The sequence below is a fragment of the Amycolatopsis pithecellobii genome (assembly GCF_009707865.1).
Lineage (GTDB): Bacteria > Actinomycetota > Actinomycetes > Mycobacteriales > Pseudonocardiaceae > Amycolatopsis_E > Amycolatopsis_E pithecellobii.
Genome location: NZ_WMBA01000002.1, coordinates 136852 through 153667, shown reverse-complemented (window position 1 = coordinate 153667; position 16816 = coordinate 136852). Strand labels below are relative to the sequence as shown.

General features: G+C 68.9%; 15 protein-coding genes and 2 riboswitches. Of the genes, 4 read left to right on the top strand and 11 right to left on the bottom strand.

What is annotated here, in order from left to right; translation table 11 throughout:
- Nucleotide 1 precedes the first annotated feature (1 nt).
- From gcvP to GKO32_RS02090, 8 genes are all read right to left on the bottom strand, one after another.
- On the bottom strand, nucleotides 2-2818 hold the full coding sequence (gcvP, locus tag GKO32_RS02125) for an aminomethyl-transferring glycine dehydrogenase (RefSeq protein WP_154755013.1): 2817 nt from the start codon (nucleotides 2816-2818) through the stop codon (nucleotides 2-4).
- Between the two features lie 27 nt (nucleotides 2819-2845).
- Nucleotides 2846-2944, bottom strand: a riboswitch (glycine riboswitch).
- Nucleotides 2945-3036: riboswitch (glycine riboswitch) on the bottom strand.
- 25 nt (nucleotides 3037-3061) lie between these two features.
- The gene (locus tag GKO32_RS02120; RefSeq protein ID WP_312867425.1) at nucleotides 3062-4141 is read right to left on the bottom strand and encodes an NAD(P)-binding domain-containing protein; all 1080 of its coding nucleotides are present in this window, start codon (nucleotides 4139-4141) and stop codon (nucleotides 3062-3064) included.
- 68 nt (nucleotides 4142-4209) lie between these two features.
- Nucleotides 4210-4896, bottom strand: coding sequence for an SRPBCC family protein (locus GKO32_RS02115; RefSeq protein WP_312867424.1), 687 nt, complete (start codon nucleotides 4894-4896; stop codon nucleotides 4210-4212).
- 172 nt (nucleotides 4897-5068) lie between these two features.
- A complete protein-coding gene (locus GKO32_RS02110; RefSeq protein WP_312867423.1) occupies nucleotides 5069-5923 on the bottom strand; it encodes an FAD binding domain-containing protein in 855 nt (284 codons plus the stop codon).
- A complete protein-coding gene (locus GKO32_RS02105; RefSeq protein WP_312867422.1) occupies nucleotides 5920-8370 on the bottom strand; it encodes a xanthine dehydrogenase family protein molybdopterin-binding subunit in 2451 nt (816 codons plus the stop codon). Before GKO32_RS02105 ends, GKO32_RS02110 begins: the two co-directional genes overlap by 4 nt.
- 1 nt (nucleotide 8371) lies before the next feature.
- Nucleotides 8372-8902: a (2Fe-2S)-binding protein gene (locus GKO32_RS02100; RefSeq protein WP_154755011.1), complete on the bottom strand. Its 531-nt coding sequence runs from the start codon at nucleotides 8900-8902 to the stop codon at nucleotides 8372-8374.
- A 209-nt stretch (nucleotides 8903-9111) separates the two neighbouring features.
- A complete protein-coding gene (locus GKO32_RS02095; protein ID WP_154755010.1) occupies nucleotides 9112-10227 on the bottom strand; it encodes an XdhC family protein in 1116 nt (371 codons plus the stop codon).
- On the bottom strand, nucleotides 10220-11326 hold the full coding sequence (locus GKO32_RS02090) for a vWA domain-containing protein (protein ID WP_312867421.1): 1107 nt from the start codon (nucleotides 11324-11326) through the stop codon (nucleotides 10220-10222). The genes GKO32_RS02095 and GKO32_RS02090 overlap by 8 nt, the downstream gene beginning before the upstream one ends.
- 132 nt (nucleotides 11327-11458) lie before the next feature.
- Here GKO32_RS02090 and GKO32_RS02085 point away from each other — a divergent pair, with 132 nt between their 5' ends.
- Genes GKO32_RS02085 through GKO32_RS02070 form a run of 4 tightly spaced genes read left to right on the top strand, consistent with a single transcriptional unit; the run spans nucleotide 11459 to nucleotide 14526 of the window.
- A complete protein-coding gene (locus GKO32_RS02085; protein ID WP_154755009.1) occupies nucleotides 11459-11884 on the top strand; it encodes a hypothetical protein in 426 nt (141 codons plus the stop codon).
- A complete protein-coding gene (locus tag GKO32_RS02080) occupies nucleotides 11881-12486 on the top strand; it encodes a DUF3558 family protein (RefSeq protein ID WP_154755008.1) in 606 nt (201 codons plus the stop codon). Before GKO32_RS02085 ends, GKO32_RS02080 begins: the two co-directional genes overlap by 4 nt.
- Nucleotides 12487-12496: 10 nt before the next feature.
- Complete coding sequence (locus GKO32_RS02075) at nucleotides 12497-13777, top strand: hypothetical protein (protein ID WP_154755007.1); 1281 nt, start codon at nucleotides 12497-12499, stop codon at nucleotides 13775-13777.
- A gap of 2 nt (nucleotides 13778-13779) precedes the next feature.
- Nucleotides 13780-14526, top strand: a complete 747-nt coding sequence (locus GKO32_RS02070) for an ESX secretion-associated protein EspG (RefSeq protein ID WP_154755006.1) — start codon at nucleotides 13780-13782, stop codon at nucleotides 14524-14526.
- Nucleotides 14527-14565: 39 nt separating this feature from the next.
- Here the strand turns inward: GKO32_RS02070 and GKO32_RS02065 are convergent, their stop codons facing one another.
- From GKO32_RS02065 to GKO32_RS02055, 3 genes are read right to left on the bottom strand one after another with little or no spacing between them, the layout of a single operon-like run.
- A complete protein-coding gene (locus GKO32_RS02065) occupies nucleotides 14566-15432 on the bottom strand; it encodes an AAA family ATPase (RefSeq protein WP_154755116.1) in 867 nt (288 codons plus the stop codon).
- Nucleotides 15432-16016 carry a nucleotidyltransferase family protein gene (locus GKO32_RS02060; protein WP_154755115.1) on the bottom strand — a complete coding sequence of 195 codons (585 nt, stop codon included), beginning with the start codon at nucleotides 16014-16016 and terminating at the stop codon, nucleotides 15432-15434. The genes GKO32_RS02065 and GKO32_RS02060 overlap by 1 nt, the downstream gene beginning before the upstream one ends.
- A gap of 4 nt (nucleotides 16017-16020) precedes the next feature.
- On the bottom strand, nucleotides 16021-16809 hold the full coding sequence (locus GKO32_RS02055; RefSeq protein ID WP_154755005.1) for an IclR family transcriptional regulator: 789 nt from the start codon (nucleotides 16807-16809) through the stop codon (nucleotides 16021-16023).
- Nucleotides 16810-16816: the final 7 nt, after the last annotated feature.

Sequence of the window (16816 nt, the reverse complement as noted above, 5' to 3'; positions counted from 1 at the left end):
GTCAGCTCCCGTAGGCTTCGATGGGCGGGCACGAGCAGACGAGGTTGCGATCGCCGTAAGCGCCGTCGATGCGGCGGACCGGCGGCCAGTACTTCGTCTTCGGCGTCACCCCTGGTGGGTAGACGGCGAGCTTGCGGTCGTAGGGCAGATTCCAGTCGCTCGTCAGGGTTTCCGCGGTGTGCGGGGCGCCCCGTAGCGGGCTCTGCTCGACCGCCCAGCGCCCCTCGGCGACCTCTTCGATCTCGCGGCGGATCGCGATCATGGCGTCACAGAACCGGTCGATCTCGGCGACGTCCTCGCTCTCGGTCGGCTCCACCATCAGCGTGCCCGCCACCGGGAACGACATCGTCGGGGCGTGGAAACCGTAGTCTACCAAGCGTTTCGCCACATCGTCCACGGTCACACCAGTGCGCTTGGTGAGCGCACGAAGGTCCAAAATGCACTCGTGCGCGACCAGGCCGCCACGGCCGGTGTAGAGCACCGGGTAGTGCGGCGAAAGTCGCGCGGCGATGTAGTTCGCGGCGAGCACGGCCACCTTGGTCGCGCTGGTCAGCCCCTCGGCGCCCATCATCCGCACGTACGCCCAGGAAATCGGCAGGATCGACGCGGAACCGTACGGCGCCGCCGACACCGGACCTACCCCGGACTCCGGCAGGCCCGGATGCCCCGGCAGATACGGCGCGAGATGCGCACGCACCGCGACCGGGCCGACACCAGGTCCGCCGCCCCCGTGCGGAATGCAGAAAGTCTTGTGCAGGTTCAGATGTGACACGTCGCCGCCGAACTCGCCGGGCTTGGCCAGGCCGAGCAGCGCGTTGAGGTTCGCACCGTCGACGTACACCTGTCCGCCCGCCCCGTGCACGATCCGGGCGAGCTCACCGATCCCGTTCTCGTACACCCCGTGCGTGGACGGGTAGGTCACCATGATCGCGGCCAGCGTGTCCCGGTGACTGTCCACTTTGGCCTGCAGGTCACCGAGATCGACGTCACCGTCGGCGTTGCAGGCCACGACCACCACACGCATCCCGGCCAGCACGGCGGACGCGGCGTTCGTGCCGTGCGCGGACGACGGGATCAAGCACACGTCACGCTCGGGCTGCCCGTTGGCCTTGTGGTACGCGCGAATCGCCAGCAGGCCGGCGAACTCGCCCTGGGAACCGGCGTTCGGCTGCAACGAAACCTTGTCGTACCCGGTGACTTCGGCGAGCCAGCCGCACAGCTGCTCGATCAGCTCGTGATACCCGGCGGCGTCCTCGGCCGGAGCGAAGGGGTGCAGGCCCGCGAACTCGGGCCAGCTGATCGGCTCCATTTCGGCCGTGGCGTTGAGCTTCATGGTGCACGAGCCGAGCGGGATCATCCCGCGATCGAGCGCATAGTCCATATCGGACAGTCGCCGCAGGTACCGCAGCATCGACGTCTCGGAACGGTGCTGATGGAACACCTCGTGCGTCAGGTATTCGCTCTCCCGCGCGAGCCCCGGCGGCACCGCAGACGGCCCCGGCTCGACGCGAGACTCCAGCTCGAACGCGAGCAAGACGCCGCGCAGAGTGTCCACTGTGGTCACTTCGTCACAGGCGATGCGGACGTGATCCGCGTCGACGGGGCCCAGGTTGATACCGGACCGGCGGGCGGCGGCGATCACCTGCTGGGCGCGGCCGGGCACGTGCGCGAGCACCGTGTCGAAGAAGCTTTCGTGGACGACCTCGACACCGCCTTCGCGCAGCGCGGCGGCGAGACCACTGGCCAGCCCGTGCACCCGCTCGGCGATGGCTTTCAGCCCCTCGGGGCCGTGGTAGACCGCGTACATCGCGGCGAGCACCGCCGGCAGGACCTGTGCGGTGCAGATGTTGGAGGTCGCCTTCTCACGGCGGATGTGCTGTTCTCGCGTCTGCAGGGCGAGCCGGTACGCGGGGTTGCCGTCCGCGTCGACCGAGACCCCGACGAGCCTGCCGGGCAGCGAGCGCTCCAGTCCGGTGCGCACGGCCAGGTACCCGGCGTGCGGGCCGCCGTACCCCAGCGGCACGCCGAATCGCTGCGTCGACCCGGCGGCGATGTCCGCGCCGAACTCGCCGGGCGCGGTGACCAGCGTCAGCGCGAGCAGGTCCGCGGCGACTGTGTAGAGCGCACCCGCGGCCTTGGCGACGGTGCCGATCGCTTCGTAGAAACCCTTGCCCCGTAACACTCCGGAGGCGCCCGGATACTGCACGACCACACCGAAGAACTCGTCGGGAAGACCGCTGTGCAGATCACGCACATCGACCTCGATCCCGACTGCCTCCGCGCGGGTCCGCACGACCGCGATCGTCTGCGGCAGGCACTCGGCGTCGAGCACCACCCGCGGCGATTTCGCCTTGGACTGGCGGCGCATCAGCATGACGGCTTCGGCGACCGCGGTCGACTCGTCCAGCAGCGAGGCGTTGGCGGTGTCCAGCGCGGTCAACGTGGACACCATCGTCTGAAAGTTCAGCAGCGCTTCGAGCCGGCCCTGCGAGATCTCCGGCTGGTACGGGGTGTACGCGGTGTACCAGGCCGGGCTCTCCAGCACGTTGCGCCGGATGACCGGCGGGGTGACCGTGTCGCTGAACCCGAGCCCGATCATCTGCGTCAGCCTGCGGTTCTTCGCGGCGAGCACACGCAGTTCGGCCGTCGCCTCCGATTCCGACGCCGGTGGCAGCAGGTCCAGCTCGCGCGGGTTGCGGATGGCGGCCGGTACCGCGGCCTCGACCAGCGCGTCGAGACTGCCGTACCCGCATTCGGCGAGCATCTTGGCTTGTTCGTGCGCGGAGGGACCGATATGACGGTCGGCGAATCCAGACATCGGGAGCTCCTCATTCGGCGGCTGCGGAACTCCCCCTCTGTCATCGGCACCTGAGAGTTTCACCGCGGCCAGCGCGGCTTTCACCTTGGGTGAGACGCAGCTGTCGCGCCTGCTTTCCAGAGTGGCCTGGCCAGAACGGTAACTGGTACCTGAGAGATTGGCGGGGAAGTTGCTCCTTCGGTGCCCCGAATACTCGGGGACTCTCCCGCTCCGGCTCATGACGGCCCATGTTCAGTTGTGCGGTCAGTCTATCCCGGCCGCGTCGCCCGAGCCCTGGCTGTCCAGGAGTTTCCGGATTTCCGTCACCGCGGCACGACCCGCGCGGTTCGCGCCGATCGTGCTCGCCGACGGGCCGTAACCGACCAGATGCAGCCGGGGCTCGCCGACCACCCGCGTCCCGTCCATCCGAATTCCGCCGCCCTGCCCGCGCAGGTGCAGCGGTGCGAGATGGTCCAGCGCGGCCCGGAACCCGGTCGCCCACAGGATGACGTCGGCGCGCCGGCTCGTGCCGTCCGGCCAGACGATGCCGTCCTCGGTGATGCGCTCGAACATCGGCTTGCGGTCGAGGATGCCGGCGTCGATGCCCGCCCGCACTTCCGGGGTCAGGGCCAGCCCGGTGACGCTCACCACGCTGCCCGGCGGGAGTCCCGCGCGGACGCGGCGCTCCACCTTCGCGACCGACTGGCGGCCGTGCTCCGGCATCAACGTTTCGGAGTCGAACCATTCGGGCTCGCGGCGCGTCACCCACGTTGTACCGCTCGCGAACTCGGCGATCTCCAGCAGCAGCTGCACCGCCGAGGCCCCGCCGCCGACCACGACGACCTGCCTGCCGCGGAACTCCTCGGCACTCTGGAAATCCGCCGTGTGGAGCTGGCGCCCGCGGAACGTCTCCTGTCCCGGGTAGTGCGGCCAGAACGGGCGGTCCCAGGTGCCGGTGGCGTTGATCACCGCGCGCGCCGACCACGAGTCCGTCGCGCTTTCGACCAGCAGCCGCTCCCCCTCGTCGCGCACCGCCAGCACATCGACCGGGCGCTGCACGGGCAGGTCGAAAACCCGTTCGTAGCGCCCGAAATATTCCGAGACGACATCCGATGCCGGGCGGCTCGGGTCCGGCGTGCCGAACGCCATCCCCGGCAGGTCGTGGATGCGGTGCACCTTGCCGAGGCGCAGCGACGGCCACCGGTACTGCCACGCGCCGCCGGCCCGCTTGCCATGGTCGAGCACAACAAACCCGGAGCCGTTACGGAACCCCGTCCGCCGCAGGTGATAGGCGGCCGACAAGCCGGCCTGCCCCGCGCCGATCACCACCACGTCAGTTCGCACATGGTCTGGAACGGCGAGACGGGCGCGGAGCTTCCGGCTGTGTCCGGTGACACTGCCGGGCCGGCGGATTACCTGCGGCGCAACATCCGGATGATCGCCACGATCACCAGCAGGCCCGCGAGCCCGGCCAGTGCGGGAGCCAGCCGCTTCACGACCGAGGAACCCGCGAGATCGAACAGGTCGATGGCCTCGGTTTCCTTCGGCGCGGGCGACTCGACAGGCGTCCCGGCTTCGGCCGGCTTCGTCGTTTCGGCGGGCTTCGCGGGCTCGGACTCCGGCTCGGTCGTGCTTGCCGGGGTCGCGGGACTCTCCGTGGCCGTCAGCTTCTCCGCCAGGTTCGCGGCGAACTGGTCCAGGATCTTGCCGCCGACCTCCGTGATCATGCCCCGGCCGAACTGCGCCGGGCGCCCGGTCACGTTCAGGTCCGTCTCGACCGCGCCCTTGGTCTGCCCGCCGTCCTCGCGCAGCGTCACGGTGACGGTCGCGGCCGCGGTGCCGGCACCGCGCGAGTCCTTTCCGGACGCTTTGATCACGATCTTGCGGGCGGCTTCGTCCTTCTCCAGGAACTCACCAGAACCCTTGTACAGCAACGAGATCGGCCCCAGCTTGACCTTGACGGTGCCGGTGAAGCTGTCACCTTCGACCTTCGTCAGGGTGGCACCGGGCATGCAGGGTGCGACGCTCTCCGGGTCGGTGACGGCCTTCCAGACCTCGGCCGGTGGTACCGGAACGCTGAACTCGTGGTCAAGCCGCACAGCCTGACCTCCCTTCTCGACACTGCGCTGTTCGTTACCAATCCGTCGGCAGCCACGGCGGAAACAAGTGTCTACGAGCAGGTCGGCTGCGGACCGTGTCCGCCTGCTTTCGGTCGGATTGGTAACGGTGCTCTGACGGAACCTTACGCCCGCCAGAGCACCATCGGCGCCGTTACGCGGTCACCGCAGCGGAGACCGCGCGACCGGTGAGCACCCTCGCCAGCTCCTGCCGGTACTCGACATCCGAGTTGCTGTCCGGTGTCGGGTTCGTGCCCTCCGCGGCATGCGCGGCGGCCGCGCGGATGTTCTCCGCCGTCGCCTCCTGCCCGACGAGGGCCTGCTCGACGGCGGTCGCCCGCACCGGCGTCGAGGCCATGTTGGTCAGCCCGATCCGCGCCTCGGCGATCGCGTTGCCCTCGGTACGGACGGTGACCCCGACCGCGACCATCGACCAGGCCTGCGCGACCCGGTTGAACTTCTCGTAGTGCGCGCGCCAGCCGGTGTGCTTCGGCACCCGGACCTCGACCAGGATCTCGTCCGGCGCAAGCGTCGTGGTGAAGAAGTCCTGGAAGAACTCGGCCGCGGGCACGGTGCGCCGCCCGTCCTGCCCGGCGATGACCATCTCGGCGTCCAGCGCGAGCGCCGGGGCCAGCAGGTCACCGGCCGGATCGGCGTGCGCGATCGAACCGCCGAACGTGCCACGGTGGCGCACCTGCGGGTCGGCCACCGTGTCCGTCGCCTTGGCCAGCAGTGCGGCGTGCTCGGCGATCAGGTGATCACGCTGCACGTCGTAATGCGTCGTCATGGCACCGATCGCGAGCTTGTCGCCCTCGTCGCGAACACCGCGCAGCTCGGTGATCTTGCCGAGGTCGACGATCGTCGACGGCGCCGCCAGCCGCATCCGCAGCACCGGCAGCAGACTCTGCCCGCCTGCCAGCACCTTGGCGTCCTCGCCGGCACTCGCCAGCGCGCGGACGGCTTCGTCCACTGTGGACGGAGCTACGTAGTCGAACGCCGCGGGGATCACTGGGCACCTCCGGAACTGTCGATCGAACCAAGTCCACCACCGGCTTCACTCCCGAGGCCGCCGGCAGCCGTGCGGCCACGGTGGATCGCCGACCACACCCGCATCGGCGAGCACGGCATCTCGATGTCCTCGACCCCGAGATGGCGCACCGCGTCGACCACGGAATTGACCACCGCCGGTGTCGAGGCGATCGTGCCGGCCTCACCGACTCCCTTGACACCCAAGGGATTCGACGTCGCCCTGGTCTCCGTGCGATCGGTCGTGTAGCTCGGCAGATCCGCCGCCGACGGCAGCAGGTAGTCGGCCAGCGTGCCGGTGGTCAGCGTGCCGTTGTCGTCGTAGACGGCCTCCTCGAACAGCGCCTGCGCGATGCCCTGGGTCAGCCCGCCGTGCACCTGGCCTTCGGCCAGCAGCGGGTTGATCACCGCGCCGATGTCGTCCACGGACACGTACTTCCGGATCCGCACGCGCCCGGTCTCGGTGTCCACCTCGGTCGCGCACAGGTGTGTGCCGTGCGGGAAGGAGAAGTTCTCCGGGTCGAACGTCGCGTCGGCGTCGATCGAGGGCTCCATGCCCTCGGGGAAGTTGTGCGCGGTGAACGTCGCGAGCGCGACTTCCTGGATCGTCACGCCCTGGTCGGTGCCCTTGACCCCGAACCGGCCGCCACTGAACTCCAGGTCGTCTTCACCGGCTTCCAGCAAGTGCGCGGCGACCCTGCGGGCCTTCGAGACCACCTTCTCCGCGGCCTTCACCACGGCGATCCCGCCCACCGCGAGCGAGCGCGAACCGTAGGTGTCCAGGCCGCGCGGAGAGATCTGGGTGTCCCCGTGCAGCACCTCGACATCCTCGAACGGCACGCCCAGCTGGTCGGCCACGATCTGGCTCCACGCAGTCTCGTGCCCCTGGCCGTGCGGCGAGGATCCGGTGACGACCTCGACCTTGCCGGTCGGCAGCATCCGGATACTCGCGGCCTCCCAGCCGCCCGCACCCGCGCCGAGCTGGCCGAGCACCCGCGACGGGGCCAGCCCGCACATCTCGGTGAACGTGGAAATCCCGATGCCGAGCTGGACCGGATCGTTGCGGTCACGCCGCTCCTGCTGCTCACGACGCAGGCCCGCGTAGTCGAACAGTTCCAGCGCCTTCTCGGTCGCGGCCTCGTAGTTGCCCGAGTCGTAGGTCAGCCCCGCCACCGTGGTGTACGGGAACTCCTCGTGCTTGATCCAGTTCCGGCGGCGCAGTTCGAGCGGCTCGATCCCGAGTTCGGCGGCGAGCTCGTCCATCATCCGCTCGATCGCGAACGTCGCTTCCGGACGCCCGGCGCCACGGTAGGCGTCGGTGAACGTCTTGTTCGTGAACACCTCGGTGAGCGTGAACCGGTACGCCGGGATCTTGTAGATCGCGTTGAACATGAACGCGCCGAACGTCGGCACCGCCGGCGTGAACAGCCCGAAGTAGGCACCCATGTCGGCGGTCAGCTCGACCTTCAACGCGGTGAGCGTGCCGTCCTTCTTCGCCGCGATTGTCATGTCCTGGATCTGATCGCGGCCGTGATGCGCCGCCACCAGCGACTCCGAGCGCGCCTCCGTCCACTTCACCGGGCGGTTCAGCCGGCGGGCCGCCATGATCACCAGCATTTCCTCGCGGGTCACCTGCAGCTTGCCGCCGAACCCGCCGCCGACATCCGGTGCGATCACGCGGATCTTGTGCTCGGGCAGTCCCAGGGTCAGCGCCGCCATCGTCTTGAGGATGTGCGGCACCTGCGTCGCCGACCACACGGTCAGCTGGTCACCGGTGGGATCGGCCATGACCGAACGGGGTTCCATGAACGCGGGGATCAGCCGCTGCTGGCGAAGCCGCCGCCGCACCACGACGGAGTCCGCGTCGCTCTCGGCCGCCCGGATCGCGTCGTCGGCGCTGCTGCCCGTGCCGACCTCGGCGGAGTCGAACACGAAATGCGTCCACTTGTTGCTGCCGTGCTCGGGATGGACCAGCGGCGCGCCCTCGGCGAGCGCGGCTTCCATGTCGAGTGCCACCGGCAGCTCGTTGTAATCGACGTCGACCGCTTCCGCGGCGTCGTGCGCGGCGGCGGCGTTACGGGCGACCACGATCGCCACGATGTCCCCCGCGAAGCGCACCTTGTCCACCGCCAGCGGCGGATGCCGCGGCGGCGCGGCTTCGGCGTTGACCGGCATCGCGCACGGCAACGAGCCCTGCTCGTCGTCCAGATCGGCGCCCGTGAGGACGGCGATCACGCCGGGCATGGCGCGAGCCGCCTCGGTGTCGATACTCGTGATCTCGGCGTGCGCGATCGGGCTGCGCACCGTGGCCAGATGCAGCAGTCCCGGCAGTGTCAGGTTGTCCGTCCAGCGGGTACGGCCGGTGATCAGCCGTGCGTCCTCCTTGCGAACGCGGGCACGGCCGATCTCGGGCTCGATCGTCGCGGTCACCTCACTCGCCCCCGATCGCGCTCGGCGTGCGTGCCGCGTCGCCGACCCGCTCGGCCTCGGGTCCGGCACCTGGGCTCATGTGGTCCGCGGCGTCACGGACCGCGCGCACGATGTTCTGGTAGCCGGTGCACCGGCACAGGTTGCCTTCGAGGCCCTCGCGGATCGTCTTCTCGTCCGGATCGGGATTGTCGGCGAGCAGGTCGATCGACTGCATGATCATGCCGGGCGTGCAGAACCCGCACTGCAGCGCATGGTTGTCGTGGAAGGCCTGCTGCACCGGATGCAGCTGCCCGTCGCGCGCCAGCCCCTCGATCGTGGTGATCTCACAGCCGTCGGCCTGCACGGCGAGCACCGAGCATGACTTCACGCTGTGACCGTTGAGATGGACGGTGCAGGCACCACAGTTGCTGGTGTCGCAACCGATGACCGTGCCGACTTTCCCGAGTGTCTCCCGCAGGTAGTGCACGAGCAGGGTGCGGGGTTCGACCTCGTCGGAGTACTCGGTTCCGTCGACGGTGACGGTGATACGCATTGAGGCCCTCCAGTGGTGGGAGCTGGGGTGATCGGCTTCACATCGAGCGTGCTACGGAAGTCCCGCCGCGACAAGTCCTGACCGGGTGACGACTTTTGGATGGTTCCGCAGGCGCGTCGATTTCCCTTGCTTTCCACCGCTTTCGCGGAAATCCACAGTGCACGGAACGACAAGAATTCCGCGAACGATCATTCGCGTGTGGAACCAACCTAGGAGGCGTGAATCCGGCCGGACATTTCCGTGAGCCGCTGACCGCCGCCGCCCCACCGCAGTGCGATGATTTCCGCCGCGATCGACACCGCCGTCTCTTCTGGGGTGCGAGCGCCGAGGTCGAGCCCGATCGGTGAGGACAGCCGGTCCAGTTCCTCTTCTGTCATCCCGATTTCGCGCAGCCGCGCCAACCGGTCGTCGTGCGTGCGCCGCGAACCCATCGCGCCGACGTAGCCGACGTCGAGTCGCAACGCGACCTCCAGCAACGGCACGTCGAACTTCGGATCGTGGGTCAGCACGGCGATCGCGGTGCGCCCGTCGATGCGGCCCGCTTCGGCTTCGGCCTTGAGATAACGATGTGGCCAATCGACGACGACCTCGTCCGCGTCGGGGAAGCGGCTGGCGGTCGCGAACACCGGCCTGGCATCGCACACCGTCACCTGGAACCCCAGGTAGTGGCCCATCCTGGCCATCGCGGCCGCGAAGTCGATCGCGCCGAACACCAGCATCCGGGGCGGCGGCTCGAAGGTGTTGACGAACACCGACATGCCTTCGCCGCGGCGCTCGCCCTCCAGTCCGTAGTGGAGTGTCCCCGTGCGGCCGGTGGCGAGCAGGCCACGCGCGTCGTCGGCCACCGCGTCGTCGATGCGCTCGGTGCCGAGGCTGCCCTTGAGGCGGTCGTCCCAGACGATCATGTGCCTGCCGACGCGCCCGGGGTCCGCGTGCTCGATCACGGTGACCACCGCCACCGGCTGTCCTTTGTGGACGGACGTGACAACGTCTTCCAGCTCCGGCAAGGATTCCTTGTCGATCCGCTCGACGTAGACGTCGATGATCCCACCGCAGGTCAGGCCGACGGCGAAGGCGTCGTCGTCGCTGACCCCGTACCGCTGCAGCACGGGTTTGCGCTCGGCGACGACCTCCTGTGCCAGCTCGTAAACCGCACCTTCGACGCAGCCGCCGGAAACGCTGCCGACGACCTCGCCTTCCTCGGCGACGAGCATCGCGGCACCGGGTGCGCGCGGCGCGGACGAGAACGTCGACACGACGGTGCCGAGACCGACCGCCTCGCCCTCGGCCCAGCGCTTGTAGAGCTCGTCCAGTACGTCATGCATCGCGTATCTCCACGAGAAGTCGTTCCAATGTCGCCAGGCTGTGCCCGGCGAGCAGGTGGTCGAGATGCGGGAGGGCAGCCACGATTCCCGATTGGACCGGCGCGTAGCCGTCGCGCCCCGCATGAGGATTCACCCACAACACAGCGTGCGCCAATCTGCGCATTCTGGCCAGTTCCTCACCGAGCAATGCCGGATCTCCGCGTTCCCAGCCGTCGGAGAAGATCACCACGACCGCGCGCCGGGCCAGCCCGCGCTGACCCCAGCGGTCAAGGAAGACTCGGAGGGTCTCGCCGAGTCGGGTGCCGCCGGCGAAGTCGGGCACGGCCTGGCCGGCGCCGAGCATGGCGCGTTCGGGATCGCGCTGGCGGAGCTGGCGGGAAACGCGGGTGAGCCGCGTGCCGAGCGTGAAAACCTCGGTGTGTGGCGCGTTCCGCACGACGACGTGACTGAAGCGCAGCAGCGAGTCGGCGTACGGGCTCATCGAACCGGACACGTCGATCAGGAACACCACCCGGCGGGGGCGGGTGGTTTTCTTGCGGTGCGCCAGTTTCACGGGCTCGCCGCCGCCGGCGATCATGCCGCGCAACGTGCGGCCAGGATCGAGGCGGCCCTTTTTGCCGGGCTTCTGGCGTTGGGATTTCCGCTTCGGGGGGACGGGTTTGAGCGTCGCGAGCAGCTCGCGGAGGTGGCGTCGCTCGGCGGGGGTGAGCTCGGCGAGGTCACGGTGACGGAGTAGTTCGGTGTCACTGGCGGCGACGCGCAATTCTTCGGTTTCGGGCTTGCCCGTGCCGTCGGCCTGCCGCTCGCCGGACATGGCCGCCAGCTGGGCTTTCTGTTGTTTGGTGGCGGTGGCGGGGCGCGGTGAGGGCGGCTCGGCGGCGAACCACTGGGCGAACGCGTCGTCGTAACGAGGCAGGTCATCGGGGTCGGCGCAGAGTGTCACCCGGCCGGCCCAGTAGAGGTTGTTGATGTCGGTGAGGTCGATGGTCTCGACGGCCTCCAGGTAGGAATGCATCCGCTGGGGTCCGGCAGGCACCCCGGCCTCCCGCAGGGCGGTGGCGAACCCGACCAGGGAAGGGAGGGGATCAGCGGTGGTCACATTTCCATTGTGCCGCCGTTCAGGCTTTGCCGGTTACCCCCGTGCGGCCGGGCGGAATCCGCCCTCGCCGACGGGAACCGTCCGCTAGGCTCTCTACGTCAGACGGTCACCGTCCGGTAGCGGGGAGGCAGCATGCTGGAGCCGATCGGCCAGGCCACCCAGGCCGCGCAGAACATCTTCGGCGAGGTATCAACCTGGTCCGACGTCGGCTCGACGGCACACAGCGTGGCGGGCGCATTCGAGTTCCCGAGCGTGGAGGAGATCGACGGGGTGCTGGCGTCGTGGCGAGCACGCCAGGAAAGCATCGCCAAGCGAGGGACGACGCTCGAACAGTTGGTCCAGGCCGTCATGAACCCACCGGCAAACGATGATGCGACCAACGGCTACATGATGACCTGGAAACAGTCACTGACCCAACTTCGGGATCAACACAGCTCAATGCTTGCTTACATCGGGAACTACATTCAAAAGCTTGAGGCCGCGAAGACAGCCAAACAGACTGGTGAGGGCGAGACCACCGACGCCTTACGCAAGGCCTCCGGAGGCATCACCCAGTGACCAGAACGACGCGCGGTCTGATTGCCGCCCTCGCATTGGGAACTGCGCTCATACTCGCCGGTTGTTCGCAGACGACTGCTGGTACCCCGACTGGCACCACCGCTTCTGAAACATCATCCAGTTCCGGCTCAGCGATGCCCGCCCTCGACCCCGAACCCTATCGCGACAAGCCCTGCGAACTGCTTTCTGCGGACCTGCCACGGTCACTGGGCTACACAGCACCCGGCACGGCCGACATCTCAAGTCGAGTCTCAACGCTCTTCACCGGTCAAGGATGCGCCTGGATTTCCGGGGCCAAGACCATCCAGATCCAGATCCTGTTGAAGAACCAAGACCCTAACCTTCCGGGAATTACCAAGACCTTCCTGCAACGCGACAGGGGTGTTCTTGCCTACGCCGACCCGACGGAAGCGTCGGGTTACCAAGCCGCCTTCGCCGACCTGACCGACGAGCGGGCTCGAGGAAACTGTGCGGTGATAGTCGCGCTCAGCAGCGACGAGAGCGCGGTAACGCGAGCCTCTGGCTACAACAACGCGCAGGACTCCTGCGATACCGCGAAGCAGCTGGCCGAGGCTATGATCAAAACGTTGCAGGGTTCCTGAGGGGGGAGCGATGGGCGGCCTGGATGGCACCCAGATCTACAACAACTTCAACGCCGGCCGGCCTGAGGTTCTCCAGGCGATCGGCGACACGATCGCGGAGCTCTCTCGGGGGTATAGCGACGAGGCGCAAGCGATTGCGGAGCTGCAGAGCCGCATGAACAAGGCCTGGACGGGGGCCTCCGGGGACGCGGCCAGCGCGGGTGCCGGGCCGCTGGCGGTGGCCTTCAACGCCTCCTCGTATCCGCTCGATCAAACCACCAACGCGATGAACGTCCAGACCGGGTCGTTGGAGATGGCCAAGAGCACCGTCGTGCCGGTGCCGCCCGCGCCGGAGAAGCCCAGTGGCTGGACGGTGGGCCTCAAGGCAGCCATCCCGATCGTCGGCCCGTCGCTCGCCGTCGGCGACATCAAGTCGTATCAGGACGGCATGAGCCAGCACAACGCCGCCAACGAGACGAACGTCCGCGTGATGGACCAGTACTCCTCGGCCACCAGCTCCACCCAGAGCACCATCCCGATGAGCTACCAGCCCCTCCCCATCGACGGGACCTCGGTCGGCATCAAGTCAGCCGGCCTCAACGTCACGGCCGGGCACCTCAACTCCGAGTACACGACCAACCTGAACAGCCCCACCTCCACCCCCACACCATCAGCGGGCCAGGTAACCACCGGCGGGTCCATCGCCCCCTCACCGACCTTCAACGGCGGCCGGCCGGTCATCACCTCGCCGGCCCCCAGCGGCACGACGAACCCGGTGAGCACACCACCGCCCCTCGTCGGCGGGACCTCGACCCCGACGACCGGCGGCACCCGGGCCAGCACCTCCGGCCCCGGCGGGCAGAACCGGGGGCCCGGCCGCACCGGGGACAGCGCCGGGCGCGTCAGCAACGGCAACAGCGCGGCCAACCGCCTGTACGGGACCGACAACGAGAAGCTCCGTGGCGGCACAGGACGTGGCGGCGGCGCGGCCGAGGAACGGCTCGGGCGCGCCACCGAGAACGGCAAGGTCAGCGAGAACGGCAGGCTCACCGAGAACGGGAAGCCCACCGAGAACCGCCTCGGTGCCGGGAAGAACACCGGCTCGGGCAACTTCGCCGGCGCCGCCGAGGAAGCGGCCGCCAGCCGGAACGCCGCCAAGGGCGCCAACGGCGCGCCGCTCGGGACAGCGGGCCAGCGCGGCCGCGGCGAGGACGACGAGGAGCACCAGCGGCCCGACTACCTGCTGGAAGCCGACCCCGATTCAATCTTCGGCACGGACGTGCGGGCCACCCCGCCCGTCATCGGCGAATAGGGATGACGGCCGTTCGCACCGACTACCTCAGCCTCCCACTCGACGCGCTCGCGGGCGCGGTCGACGAGGAAGGGCTGGGCACGCTGCACCTCGCCCTGCGCCCGGAGCCGGTCTGGTTACCCGAGACGGAAAAAACCGCCGCGCGGCAACGGATGCGTGAGGCGCTCCGGGAAGCCCGGCTGCTGGATCACCGCGGCCGCCTCGACGCGGAATTCCTCGACTGGCTCCCGCTGCTGACCAACGCCTCACTCGAGTACTACGGCTGGGTCCACAATGGACAGAAGACCTACGGGATTCTCGCTGCGGCACGCGGACTCCAGGGCATCATCGCCGTGCGAGTCGACGACGGGATCGCCCTCAAACCCATCAACCGCGAAGCGCTCGTCGACGCGCTCGTGGCGGAACTCCCCGACGTCCGCCCCGGCGGCGGGCGCCCGTTGACGATCCGCGTCGCCGAGCTGGAAGACGCGGCCCGCGAGGACCGCATTCCCAGCTGGGACATCCGCGATCTGGTGAACGTGCTGCAACGCCCGGTCACCGGCACCGGCGAGCTGTACGTCGCCCACCGCGACGAGCTCAACCGCTACCACCGGCTCGAAGAGCCCCTGCACTACGCCGACACCGACTGGGGCCGCTACCTCAACTACACCCAAGGCACCGGCCCCGACGCGGAAATCCACCTCGCCCCCGGCTCGCCGGCCGCACTCACCGAGCATCTGCTGCGGCTGGAGCAGACACTCGCAGGCTGACCTCGCAGACTGCCCGCACCGGCCAGGCGCCTCCGGGCCTCAGGCCAGTAGTGCGTCCAGCTTCGCTCGTACGCGTTCCATGTCCTCTGTGTACTTGAGCACCGCCCCGAGGGTGCGCGCCGCCGTTTCGACGTCCAGTTCGTCCCGGTCCAGTGCGAGCAAAGCCTGCGCCCAGTCCAGCGATTCGGCCACCCCGGGCGGCTTGAGCAGCTCCAGCTCACGCAACCGCCGCACGGCGACCGCGATCTGGGTCGCCAGGCGTTCGCCCACCCCCGGCAGGCGCCGCCGCAGGATGGCTACCTCTCGGGACAAATCCGGGTGCGCCAGCCAGTGGTACAGACAACGCCGCTTGAGCGCATCGTGCACCTCGCGTGTGCGGTTCGACGTCAGTACCACCAGCGGCGGCTCCGCCGCCCGCACCTCGCCGAGTTCCGGGATGGTCACCGCGTTCTCATCCAGTAACTGCAACAAGAATGCCTCGAACTCATCGTCCGCGCGGTCGATTTCGTCCACCAGCAACACACACGGCGACTCAGTAAGCGCTTTCAACAGCGGCCGGGCGAGCAGAAATCGCTGAGTATACAAAGATTGTTCGGCCGCATCGACGTCAAGCGTCTCGCTGCCCGCTTCCAGCGCACGCAAATGCAGCAGCTGCCGCGGGAAGTCCCATTCGTACAACGCCTGCGCCGCGTCGATCCCCTCGTGACACTGCAACCGGATCAGCGGCAGCCCCAGCGACCGCGCCAACGCGACCGCGAGCGACGTCTTCCCCGTGCCCGGTTCCCCTTCGCAGAACAACGGGCGCCGCATGCGCAGCGCGAGGAACGCGGCCGTCGCGACGCCCTCGTCGGCAAGGTAGCCCGTGCCTTCGAGCGCCGTCGCCAGCTCTTCCGGTGAGTTGACCATCACGGTTCCAGCCTAGATGGCAAATCGGCGGGCGTGTCGACGTCGAAGCCGCTGCCCAGGTCGGCGCATTCCACGAGCCGCAGATCCGTCCTGGTCGCCAGCCAGTCACGGGCCCCGCGATCGCCCCGCGCGGACTCGGCGACCTCCGGCCACCACCGCTGTCCGAAAAGCACCGGATGTCCGGGAACACCGTCGTAGGCCGCCCTGGCGACGACGCCGGGTGCGGCCAGTGCGGCGAGCCGCGCGATCACGCGCGCGTCCACGTTCGGCAGGTCCACCAGGTGTACCAGCACGGCGTCCGCCGCCGGCAACGCGCGCAGACCGGCTCGCAGCGACGCGCCCATCCCGGTCTCCCAGTCCGTCGCGATCACCGCCGCGGACGGATCCGGCAGCAGGGCGCGGGCATCCTCGGCCTCGGCGCCGAGCACAACCCGGATCGGCGCGCAGCCCCCGTCGGCCAGCACCCGCAATGCCCGGCGCACCAACGGTTCCCCGTCGAGTTCGACGAGCGCCTTCGGCCGGCCGAACCGGCGGCCGGCGCCGGCCGCAAGCAGCAGACCCGCGCACCGCGCCGACGGCGCCATCGACTCAGCCACGGCGGGCCTGCGCCGGGGTGATGGCGAGGTCGTCCTCGATCCGCTTGGCCGCCGCCAGCAACAGCGGCAGCATCTCGTCCCGCACGGACTCGCGGCTCGTCCGGCTCGCGTGGGTGGACACGTTCACCGCGGCGACCACGGTGCCGCGGCGGTCACGGATCGGCGCGGCGACCGACCGCAACCCCTCTTCCAGCTCCTGATCGACCAGGGCCCAGCCCTGTTCACGCACCACGTCGAGCTCCGCCCGCAGCGCACCAGGCTCGGTGAGCGTGCGTGCGGTCAGCTTGTCCAAGACCGCCGACGACAAGTAGCTCTCGAGGGCGGCCCGGTCGAGACCGGCCAGCAGGACATGGCCCATCGAGGTGGCGTGCGCGGGAAAACGGGTGCCGACATTGATGGTCACGGTCATGATCCGGGAAACCGCGACGCGCGCGACGTACACGATGTCGGCGCCTTCGAGGACGGAAACCGAACTGGACTCGTGCACCTCCGCCGACAAACGCTCCAGATGCGGCTGCGCGACCTCGGGCAGCGTCATGCTCGACAGGAATGCATAGCCGAGTTCGAGGACCCGCGCGGTGAGGGAGAAGTACTTTCCGTCCGTGCGGACGTAACCGAGGTCGGTGAGGGTGAGCAAGAACCGCCGCGCGGCGGCCCGGGTCAGGCCGGTCACTCTGGCCACATCGGACAGAGTGAGTTCGGGGGCGCCCGTGTTGAAGGCGCGGATCACGGCGAGACCGCGTTCCAGCGACTGCACGTGGTGTGCCGCGCGTTCCTCCATACCCCTA

Excerpts from the sequence above, each read along its gene's own strand:
- gcvP (WP_154755013.1), bottom strand. The coding sequence starts at position 2,818 with ATGTCTGGATTCGCCGACCGTCATATCGGTCCCTCCGCGCACGAACAA.
- GKO32_RS02100 (WP_154755011.1), bottom strand. The coding sequence starts at position 8,902 with ATGCGTATCACCGTCACCGTCGACGGAACCGAGTACTCCGACGAGGTC.
- GKO32_RS02095 (WP_154755010.1), bottom strand. The coding sequence starts at position 10,227 with ATGCATGACGTACTGGACGAGCTCTACAAGCGCTGGGCCGAGGGCGAG.
- GKO32_RS02085 (WP_154755009.1), top strand. The coding sequence starts at position 11,459 with ATGCTGGAGCCGATCGGCCAGGCCACCCAGGCCGCGCAGAACATCTTC.
- GKO32_RS02075 (WP_154755007.1), top strand. The coding sequence starts at position 12,497 with ATGGGCGGCCTGGATGGCACCCAGATCTACAACAACTTCAACGCCGGC.
- GKO32_RS02070 (WP_154755006.1), top strand. The coding sequence starts at position 13,780 with ATGACGGCCGTTCGCACCGACTACCTCAGCCTCCCACTCGACGCGCTC.
- GKO32_RS02065 (WP_154755116.1), bottom strand. The coding sequence starts at position 15,432 with ATGGTCAACTCACCGGAAGAGCTGGCGACGGCGCTCGAAGGCACGGGC.
- GKO32_RS02060 (WP_154755115.1), bottom strand. The coding sequence starts at position 16,016 with ATGGCGCCGTCGGCGCGGTGCGCGGGTCTGCTGCTTGCGGCCGGCGCC.
- GKO32_RS02055 (WP_154755005.1), bottom strand. The coding sequence starts at position 16,809 with ATGGAGGAACGCGCGGCACACCACGTGCAGTCGCTGGAACGCGGTCTC.